General features: G+C 37.5%; 9 protein-coding genes. 2 read left to right on the top strand and 7 right to left on the bottom strand.

The genetic code is table 11. The annotated features are described in order from the left end of the window. Positions 1–163 precede the first annotated feature (163 nt). Positions 164–1669 carry a hypothetical protein gene (locus tag HYU69_11110; protein MBI2270883.1) on the top strand — a complete coding sequence of 502 codons (1506 nt, stop codon included), beginning with the start codon at positions 164–166 and terminating at the stop codon, positions 1667–1669. A gap of 21 nt (positions 1670–1690) precedes the next feature. Here HYU69_11110 and HYU69_11115 read toward each other — a convergent pair whose 3' ends face one another. From HYU69_11115 to HYU69_11140, 6 genes are read right to left on the bottom strand one after another with little or no spacing between them, the layout of a single operon-like run. Continuing rightward, positions 1691–2890: an FKBP-type peptidyl-prolyl cis-trans isomerase gene (locus tag HYU69_11115; protein MBI2270884.1), complete on the bottom strand. Its 1200-nt coding sequence runs from the start codon at positions 2888–2890 to the stop codon at positions 1691–1693. An 8-nt stretch (positions 2891–2898) separates the two neighbouring features. After that, complete coding sequence (locus HYU69_11120) at positions 2899–3771, bottom strand: FKBP-type peptidyl-prolyl cis-trans isomerase (GenBank protein ID MBI2270885.1); 873 nt, start codon at positions 3769–3771, stop codon at positions 2899–2901. 1 nt (position 3772) lies between these two features. Beyond that, positions 3773–4765 carry an FKBP-type peptidyl-prolyl cis-trans isomerase gene (locus HYU69_11125; GenBank protein MBI2270886.1) on the bottom strand — a complete coding sequence of 331 codons (993 nt, stop codon included), beginning with the start codon at positions 4763–4765 and terminating at the stop codon, positions 3773–3775. Positions 4766–4768: 3 nt separating this feature from the next. After that, on the bottom strand, positions 4769–5296 hold the full coding sequence (locus HYU69_11130; GenBank protein ID MBI2270887.1) for an FKBP-type peptidyl-prolyl cis-trans isomerase: 528 nt from the start codon (positions 5294–5296) through the stop codon (positions 4769–4771). Continuing rightward, positions 5296–6315 (bottom strand): bifunctional oligoribonuclease/PAP phosphatase NrnA, encoded by a 1020-nt coding sequence (locus HYU69_11135; GenBank protein ID MBI2270888.1) that lies wholly within the window; start codon positions 6313–6315, stop codon positions 5296–5298. The genes HYU69_11130 and HYU69_11135 overlap by 1 nt, the downstream gene beginning before the upstream one ends. A gap of 12 nt (positions 6316–6327) precedes the next feature. Next, positions 6328–6762 (bottom strand): hypothetical protein, encoded by a 435-nt coding sequence (locus HYU69_11140; GenBank protein ID MBI2270889.1) that lies wholly within the window; start codon positions 6760–6762, stop codon positions 6328–6330. Between the two features lie 154 nt (positions 6763–6916). Between HYU69_11140 and HYU69_11145 the strand changes: the two genes are divergently transcribed. Then, complete coding sequence (locus HYU69_11145) at positions 6917–7489, top strand: DnaJ domain-containing protein (protein MBI2270890.1); 573 nt, start codon at positions 6917–6919, stop codon at positions 7487–7489. Positions 7490–7542: 53 nt separating this feature from the next. Here HYU69_11145 and HYU69_11150 read toward each other — a convergent pair whose 3' ends face one another. Continuing rightward, positions 7543–8673 carry a hypothetical protein gene (locus tag HYU69_11150; protein MBI2270891.1) on the bottom strand — a complete coding sequence of 377 codons (1131 nt, stop codon included), beginning with the start codon at positions 8671–8673 and terminating at the stop codon, positions 7543–7545. Positions 8674–8908 lie beyond the last annotated feature (235 nt).

Here is an 8908-nt window from a genome sequence, read left to right on the forward strand (position 1 = left end):
ACATTAGAGTTGTAATGCTGAGCATATATCACTAAATACACAATAATTACAGAATAAATAAGACTGATCTAAAATTCAAAGACAATAAATAATCAACTTATTATCAGATATTTTTTACCGTTTTCTATATTTCTATTTATAAATATTTACTAAATTAAGTCGTATGAATTATGACAAAGTACTGGCTGATCTTATTAAAGGACTAAATAAATCCGAAAAACGTTATTTTAAAATAGATGCCGGCCGACACACTATAGGCGAGGAAAACAATTATGTAAAGCTCTTTAACCTGTTCGAACGGCAGGAGGATCACTCAAAAGTGTTTGCCAAAACACCGGCTAAAAATTTATCCGCTACAAAAAGACATTTGTACCAGACTGTGCTTAAAAGTATGAGAGGGTATTCTGAAAAATTCTCCGGATTTCAACTGATAAACGGGATACTTAGTGATGTATCCTATTTGTATTCCAAGGGACTTTATTCGCAATGCCAGCTACTTCTTGATAAGGCAAAAAAAATCGCCTATGACTATGAGCGATTTGAACAATTGATCACCATAATTTTTTGGCAAAAAATATTTTCAGGTGCAGATCCCTCTGATAAGGGCTATAGAAGCTTACAAAAACTGCATCAGGAAGATCAAAAGATATTAAGGATATTACAAGACATTGATGAATTAGAAGTTGTGGAACATGAGATCCTGAGCTTTGGCAGACGCAAGGGTTTTGCCCGTACAAAGAAAGAAATCAAAAGAATGCATCGATTTATGACCAGGCCAATTTTAAAAAATTCTCCCAAAAACAGGCCGCTGAGAGTGAATGTACCTTATTATGTGGCCTACAGCCTTTATTTTGCCGATACACATCAAATGGCAAAAAGCTATAATTACAGGAAGAAAGCTGTTGAATTATACGAATCGAAACCATTGCTTGTCAGTGAGTATTTCAAAAGTTATATGGGCCTCATGCACAACCTGATGGTCAGTCAGCGGAAATTAAAAAAATTTACCGGATTACTCGAAAGTATTGAAAGATTGAGAAGCACGCCGACCGACTCCCTGCATAAAGCATCGGCTATCTTTTCCGCAAGTTATATCTCCGAATTGAATCTTTACGTGAACAGGGGGCAGTTTGAAAATGGCATCAAATTAGTTCCCGAAATTGAAAAAGGCTTAAGAGATTTTAAAGATCAACTTTCGAACGAACATGTATTAATTTTTCAATGCAATATCGCCTACATGTATTTTGGAAATGAAGAATTCAGATCAGCATTGAAATGGTTAAACTATATTCTGCAAAATGAAGACAAATACCTACGTGAAGACGTGCAGGTTTTTGTCAGAATTCTAAGTCTGATTATTCACTATGAACTGGATAATCCGGATGTTGTTACTTATTACGAAAGAGCGGTCACCAGATTTTTAACGAAGAAAAGTCACAGGTTGAAAACCGAGAAAGCAGTTTTGAATTTTGTTAAAAGAAACATTCAAAAAACTAATACTAAGGAAGAGCTTAGTCGTACATTCCTTAAATTAAAAAATGAAATAAAAGAATATTTTAAAGATCCGATTGAAAACAGGATCCGGGAAGATTTCGACATTCTTTCCTGGATAAACAGTAAAATTGAAGGTCGACCGTTTGCAGAGATGATCAGAAATAAATATAAATAAATTTTTCGGCTAGTCAGAATTCTACTTCACCTCCACCAACTCCACATCAAACGTCAACTGCGCTTTTGCCGGTATTATAGGGGGCCGGCCGGCTTCACCATAAGCCAGCTCATAAGGAATTATTAAACGCATTTTGTCGCCTACATTCATCATACCTATTCCTTCATCCCATCCCTTTATTACTCTTCCCTGCCCTATAGGAAATTCAATAGGTTCACCGCGTTCAACAGATGAATCGAAAATTGTGCCATCATCTAAAAAGCCTGTGTAATGTACTTTAACATTTTGCCCGGCTTCTGCTTTTGCTCCGCTGCCTTTATTTACAATAATATATTTTAATCCGCTGGTTGTTGTTTGAACTTCTTTTCCGGTTATATCATACAATGTTGGCTTTATCGGGGCTTTTACTTCCAATAATTCTATATCTAAAAGAATTGTTGCTTTCGGCGGAATCACACCCTGGTAACCCTGCTCTCCATAAGCCAATTCGTATGGTATGATCAAACGGAATTTCTCACCCGTACGCATCAGCGAAACACCCTCATCCCATCCTTTTACAACCTGGTTTTTACCCAGCAAAAAACTAAAAGGTTTACCTCTGTCAGCTGTAGCGTCAAAAATAGTTCCATCGGTAAAATGGGCTACATAGTTTATCACAGCCCTTCCGCCCTGTACGGGTTTTTCTCCTTTAGGGTTTGCCTGGGCAATAAGATATTTTAAACCACTTGCTGTTTTGACCGTGTCACGTTTTTTAATATCATATAATTTAACGCCTTCTGAAACGCCCAGTAATTCAACATCAAATACAAGCGTAGAATTAGCAGGAATAGGCCCTGAATCCTGGTCACCATAACCTATTGCAGGTGGAATAATAAAAGTGGCTTTGTCGCCAACGTGCAGGTAGGCAATTCCCTCATCCCAACCTTTTATAACACGTCCGCGTCCCAGCATGAATTCAAAAGGCGTTCCACGCTTAACCGAACTATCAAAAACAGTATCATTGGTAAACTTACCGGTGTAGTGCACTTTCACATTATCGCCCTTATGCGCCTGTGGACCATTGCCCTGTGAAGTAATGGTATATTGAAGTCCGGAAGCTGTTTTTACAGTTTTAGGTTTGTCAACTTTTTTAGAAGTAACCTCAGCGGTCGGTTTGGTCTGTGCATGAGTACATATCATACCCGTAAAAAGTGCCAACCCTAAAATGAATATTTTTTGCATAACAGTTTTTATTTTACGTCAACTACTTCAATGTCAAATACAAGAGATGAATACGGAGGAATTGTTTGAAAACCCTGAGAACCATAACCCAGTGAAGAAGGTATCACCAACATTGCTTTCTCTCCCTTTTTCATTTTCTGAAGCGCTTCGTCCCAACCCGGAATAACCTGACCTTTTCCAACAGTGAGTTCAAAAGGCTTTCCCTCGTGCATATCAGAAGCATCGAATACATTGCCATTTAAAAACTTACCTGTGTATTTTATCTTTGCCATCTGGCCGGCTTTAATTATCTCACCATTCCCGGCCTCCTTTTCAATTATGTACAAACCCGTTTCGGTAGGTTCTGCTGTTATATTATTTTGCTTTAAAAACTCATTGCGCTGCTTACCCTCTTTTATACTCAGGTCATTCAGTATTTCCTGTTGGGTTTTAACACCATGCATCTTTACGTAAAATGTAAGCATACTTCCTTTTTTAATATAAGGAGGTAATTCCTTTAAGCCAAATGTTTTCATGTAAACGGAATCGGCACTTATTTTAAAACTGGCGCTATCACCCTGTGCCATAGACATTAACCCTTCTTCAAAACTTCCCTTAAACGTAGAGGCAAATATAGGTTGGGTGATTATCCCGCCTTCTGCTTCCTTTATCGCGGACGAATTGAATATTTCGGAATCCTTTTCTGTAACATATTTTACCGAAATCGCAGCGTATTCGCCTGTTTTAGGCTTACGCGCTCCCTCATTTGTAACATAGAATTTGGAATACAGTCCGGTTGCCGATCGCTCATAACCCGGATAGTCACCACCCTTACATCCTCCAATTAGCACAGTTACTACTGCTGCATACCCTAATGATCTGTACATACTCATCGTCTTCATTTTATTTTACTGTTTTAACTTTAATAAGTTCAACTTCATACACCAATGTGGTATGTGGCGGTACGATCCCGGTTGAAGATCCGTTTTCGCCAAAACCAAGGTACGAAGGTATAATAAATTTTGCTTTTCCGCCTTCCTTCATCAGTTTTATGCCCTCCCCAAGCCCCCAAATAACCTGAAATTCATCTCCAATTCTGAATTCAAAAGGGATATTACTATTCGAAGAATCAAATTTCCTGCCAGATAAAAAAGATCCGGAATAGTGTATCATCACGGTTTTACCCGAATCGGCCTGTGGTCCTTTCCCTTCTGCCTGGGGAATATAATACATACCGTTAGACTGAAGCAAGGCGTTTAATCCCTTACTCTTTATATACTGCCTGATCCTCCTCTGCTCTTCCACATCCCACACAGACAAGCTTTCCCTGTACTTTTCCAATTCAGCTTGATACTCTTTTGTATCAAGCACAGCGCTTAATTTAACATCAACCTTTACTATGCTGCTTTTATTTATAAACAAAGGAAGCGGAGTTTGAAAGAATTGAACGAACAATTCATTTGCCGGGATTATAAAAGTCACGCTATCCCCTTCAGTGAGTCCCATTATTCCGTTACCCAATAAACCCTTTGAACAGGCATCGAAAGCCGAAAGGATGACAGTTCCGGCCGGATTTTGATCTTGTGTATCCCAAAAAACAGAATCACTTTCTGTTTTGCAGATAATAGATACTTTCAGATGATCCTCTTTTGATGGTTTGTGTTTACTATCACCAAAGGCATTTAGTTTATAATAAAGTCCTGATGAAGTTTGAGTATAACCGGGGTATTTTTCATTTGAGTGTTTGCAGGAAAAAAAAACGAACAAAAATGTTGTAGTAATGATAAGATATTTTAAAAAATACGGCAACAATTCATCCGTTCGTCCCGGGCGGATATTTCTTCCAAATAAAAAAAGGAATCGGCGCGGAATCACTTTACAAAGTAGACTGCTCATGTATTAACGCAGAGATAATAGTTCAATATCATATAAAACGCTGGCGCGTGGAGGTATCTTATTATTATCGCCGGATAAACCGAAAGCAAGGTGCGAAGGTAAAATGATCATCGCTTTGTCTCCCACATGCATATACATGATCGCCTCATGCAGGCCGCTTTCCACATGGTCCTCTCCTATTAAGAACTGCCGTGGTCCGTTCTTTTCTGATGTATAGCAAAGTGTGCCATTCAGCAGGCTGACCTTATAACTTATTTCAGCCTGTTTCCCTGTTGAGGCAAGCTCTCCATCTCCATGTTTATATATCATATAGCGGATTCCGGTTCCGGTAGTGACTACGTTCCAACCTTTGAATTTCACATACTGATCGATCTCATCCGATTCTCTTTTTACGGACAGTTTGTTGGCGTTAATCAGGGGTTCGCGCAGGCTGTCATAATTTACGCTCTTTACCGAAGTAGCATTGCGGGAGTCGCATGAAGCAATATAACAGGTGATGAGAATAATAAAAGCACGGATTGCCAGCATCATTACTTTGCGGAATTCAATTGTTTGGTATAAGCCGGTAACAGAGCCAGAAATTTATCGATCGTCTGATCAAGAGTCAGCTTGCTCATACCACCGGCGGCATTGGCATGTCCTCCGCCTTCGAAATGCATGCGTGCAAATTTATTTACATCAAAACTCCCCTTTGAACGGAAAGAAACCTTGATCATATCGTCACGATCGGCGAAAAAGGCGGCAAAGCGTATCCCACGAATGGATAAACCATAGTTTATAACTCCCTCCGTATCTCCTTTTTGATAATTGTACCTGGTCAGTTCTTCAGCCGAAAGGCTTATCATAGCTGTTTTGTATTCAGGAAAAATCTTCAGTTTTTCTCCCAAACAATAACCTAACAACTTAACCCTGTCACCACTATTATTGTCATAAACGTTATTATAAGCTTCTGAGTTGCTCGCGCCCGCCTCAACCAGATCGGCAGCTATACGAAGTGTTTTCGCGGAGGTCGAAGGAAAACGAAATGAACCGGTGTCAGTCATTATACCGGTATACAGGCAATTGGCGACCGCTTTATTGATCAGTTTTTTAAGGTTTAAAGCGCATATTAGCTCATACACCAATTGAGCTGTTGAAGACGATCCCACATCATGCAGCATGAAATCAGCAAATCCATCCGGCTGCAAATGATGGTCGATGATCATTTTTTTCGCTTTACTTACTGCAACTTCATCACCTAATTTATCAATACGTTTTAGTGAATTAAAATCAAGGCAAAAAATAAGATCGGCTTTAGCAACCGCCTTTTTTACCTGACCTGTCTTTTCACTGAACACCAGGACTTTTTTATTGCCCGGAAGCCAAAATAAAAACTGGGGATAATCATTTGGAGTTATAACAGTGACACGATGTTTAAGCTGTATTAAAAAATTATATAAACCAAGAGAAGACCCCATCGCATCGCCATCGGGAGTCCAATGAGTGACAATTACAATGTTACGTTTTGTCTTTAAAAAACTTTCCAGATCCTTTAACTGTGTTGATTTCAAAATGCTGTATGTTTAAATTCTGTTTACCAATACCGTATTTCCTTTACTATAATCAACCCCCCAAACATTTACGTCAAATATTTTAGGAAGATAGCGTTTATACAGATTTATCCGTTGTGAAAGCCTGCTCTCATCTTCACCTTCCTTTGAAATGCCTGTAAACTCATACGACACCATTTTTGTATGCTGTTCCATGAACAGTTTTACAACTTTAACTATTGTGGCCATAACACGATACAATTCACCTTTGTTTGTCACGATGTACTCCTCTCCTTCAAACTCATCGTTAATAACTCCAAAAACAATAGTGGCATGTAAAATATTATCCTGCCGGCGACCGAAACGAACTTCATACTGCACTCCCTTATCCGTTGTAAAGAAATATACACCTGCAGTAGCAATGGCCGGTGAAATTATTTTGTAAACATCCAACAATCCATGACTCATAACAACTTGCTCAATAATGCTCTTAAAATTAAGAAATCTTTGTATTCAAATAACCCGGCATTACATAATCTTAGCAGGTATCGGAATAGTACCGGTAAGTTAAAAAGTGTTACCTTGTACAAAACACCTGTTTACTGCGGCAAACCTCTATCAGATGTTTCACGACTATTACAAGATACTCGATATTTCCATCAGCGCGACACAGGAAGAAATTAAAAAAGCCTATCGCCTGAAAGCTAAAATTTATCATCCCGACGTAAACAGCTCCGCTAACGCGAATCAATTATTCGCACTTATCAATGAGGCCTATGAAGTGCTTACCGATGAAAATAAACGCTTTCGGTTTGATCTTAAATACAAATACCGAAACGGTACAGGCCACAAGTCTCAAACCGAAGACAGCACCGGTTACAATACAAAAAAAAGGAACCAGGATTTTCATTACGACTGGAACAGTTATAATAAAGCCCGGTACAGAGCGAAGGACATGCGTGAATCGCATCCCGTACTTTTCCACCTCTTATTCTTATTCGGGATGTTTGTCGGTTTTTTATTAAGTATTCTTTCCATTGTGGGTACTTATCTGAAACTATGGCCATTCGTTTTTGTTATAACTGTAATACCCGGAATAGTACTGATTGTGGAAGGATTTAACGGTATTATTGGAAAGAAGACAAGGTATGATAAATTCTTTAGCTGGATATCGAAGCGACTTAGGAATGGTTGAAAAAATTGTTGGTTGGGCGTTGTTAAAGTAAACAAATCGACAACAAGCAACCATCAACTACCATTACTGCCAACTAATTTTGTTTTCTCTCTTACGATTCCTGCAAATGATCGATTTTGTATTTTGCTTTCAATCCAGGAGAAAAAATCAAAATATTGAAGCGTTTCATTCTCTTTTGAATTTTTTTCAACATTGGAAATCTCGTGAAGTAAAGCCTTAAAGACCTCTGTCGATTTTTGACCATTTCTGTTTCTTGATATTTTATTAAAAAAATTGATCAATGCTTTTTCAAACAAATAAAGTCCTTCTTTTTTTGAAAAATAACGATAGGTGTTTTTTACCTCGTATTCAAGTAAATCATAATTTCCCAATTCATAATGGATTAAAAGATTTAATATCCTGCAAAAATTATTGAGTCCTCTATTATTATGTTTGTCGCTCTCATTTAATATTTTGTTTAACCACAAAAGAGATTGGGTATACCTGGAATTACAAAAAAATATCAAAGTAATATTAAACATTAGTTTAACCTTGTGAAGCGACCGCCCGTCCGGATATAAATTTGCCCATTGTTTTTCAATTTTGGGAATCAACAAAAACCCTGTTTTAAAAGAAGCGGTTTCTAAAGAAAAATAGGTCTCATGCGTATAAATTTGACAAAGTATTTTATTTTTTACATCTATTTTATGTGGCGGTAACTTGTGATAAATATTTTTAAGCTTTTGAATACTAATATTCGCCTCTTCATATCTCTGGAGTTTAATACTATAAAGTATATGATTAGAAAGTGAGAAAGTATAATGATTTAATTTGAGCTCCAATATTCTTGGATATTTTTCAAATAATTCAATTGTTTTAACAATAGATTGAAAGCAGTTTAATAAATCACCGGTAATACTTGTATAAAGTCCATATATATTATAATAGATACATTCAGACGTAAAAGTTTGAAAATTGGATGTTGTTCGCAGTAAAGGATCTTCGATAATTGCCTTTAGCAGTACCTGCTCTCTTTCATTCCTGGGTTTTCCAATTTTGTTGTAAAAAGAATTAAGTGAGTCCTGAACCCGGCAATAGTTATCAATAATATGCAATTTATTAAGAATAGCTTTTCGCTCTTCTGTAAGTTTTTGAAGATTAATTTCAGGAGAATTAGTTGATAGCCATATTTTTCTTTCCCACATTATTAATTCTCTGACCAATTCAAACTTTTCAATTTCATAAGCCAGTTTTTTGGCTTTAAGTATTATTTTCCAACAATCAGTGTAAAGTCCTTTATTGTCTTAGCCCCCTAATAACTGGACACTTTTTTCAAAATGGTTTACTACTAAATCCCCTTTTTCTTGCTCGTCCGTTAGGCGAAGATAGCTTAGCGCTTCGGGATTGTCAAGGTTAGTACTAAGCGGCTGATTTTCTATA

The organism is Bacteroidota bacterium, assembly GCA_016183775.1.
Classification (GTDB): Bacteria; Bacteroidota; Bacteroidia; order JABDFU01; family JABDFU01; genus JABDFU01.

Excerpts from the sequence above, each read along its gene's own strand:
- HYU69_11150 (MBI2270891.1), bottom strand. The coding sequence starts at position 8,673 with ATGTGGGAAAGAAAAATATGGCTATCAACTAATTCTCCTGAAATTAAT.
- HYU69_11115 (MBI2270884.1), bottom strand. The coding sequence starts at position 2,890 with ATGCAAAAAATATTCATTTTAGGGTTGGCACTTTTTACGGGTATGATA.
- HYU69_11110 (MBI2270883.1), top strand. The coding sequence starts at position 164 with ATGAATTATGACAAAGTACTGGCTGATCTTATTAAAGGACTAAATAAA.
- HYU69_11120 (MBI2270885.1), bottom strand. The coding sequence starts at position 3,771 with ATGAAGACGATGAGTATGTACAGATCATTAGGGTATGCAGCAGTAGTA.
- HYU69_11125 (MBI2270886.1), bottom strand. The coding sequence starts at position 4,765 with ATGAGCAGTCTACTTTGTAAAGTGATTCCGCGCCGATTCCTTTTTTTA.
- HYU69_11145 (MBI2270890.1), top strand. The coding sequence starts at position 6,917 with ATGTTTCACGACTATTACAAGATACTCGATATTTCCATCAGCGCGACA.
- HYU69_11130 (MBI2270887.1), bottom strand. The coding sequence starts at position 5,296 with ATGATGCTGGCAATCCGTGCTTTTATTATTCTCATCACCTGTTATATT.
- HYU69_11140 (MBI2270889.1), bottom strand. The coding sequence starts at position 6,762 with ATGAGTCATGGATTGTTGGATGTTTACAAAATAATTTCACCGGCCATT.